This is a genomic window from Streptomyces sp. NRRL S-340, assembly GCF_000720185.1.
Taxonomy (GTDB): Bacteria; Actinomycetota; Actinomycetes; order Streptomycetales; family Streptomycetaceae; genus Streptomyces.
In genome coordinates this window covers 1-345 of record NZ_JOIY01000134.1, presented here as the reverse complement: position 1 = coordinate 345, position 345 = coordinate 1, and the positions used below count along the sequence as shown (strand labels likewise).

Genomic DNA, 345 nt, shown 5'->3' with positions numbered 1-345 from the left:
CGCGGTGAGCAGGTCCTGTTTGGTCGCGAAGTAGCGGTAGAGCGCACCGGCCTGGACGCCCATCGCGTCGGCGAGCCGGCGCATGGTCAGCGCGTCGAGGCCGGATTCGTTCAGCAGGCCGAGGGCGGTCCGGACGGTGCGGGTCTGGTCGAGGCGGGCGGGCCGGCCTCTGCCCGGGGTTGACGGGGAGCTCATGGACCTCACTATAGTGAACGCCGTTCACGTGAACGCCGTTCACTAAATACCGGAGGACATCACCGATGAACACCGACGTGATCGTCGTGGGTGCGGGGCCGACGGGGCTGATGCTCGCCTGCGAGCTGGCACTGGCGGGCGTACGGACCC

Annotated in this window: 2 protein-coding genes; one reads left to right on the top strand and one right to left on the bottom strand. The window is 68.7% G+C overall.

The annotated features are described in order from the left end of the window. Window positions 1-195, bottom strand: a 195-nt coding sequence (locus IG64_RS37280; protein WP_158771769.1) for a helix-turn-helix domain-containing protein, incomplete at its 3' end; no start/stop codon positions are given. 65 nt (window positions 196-260) lie between these two features. Here IG64_RS37280 and IG64_RS40950 point away from each other — a divergent pair. After that, window positions 261-345 (top strand): FAD-dependent monooxygenase (locus tag IG64_RS40950; RefSeq protein WP_158771771.1); only part of this gene is annotated, 85 nt, incomplete at its 3' end.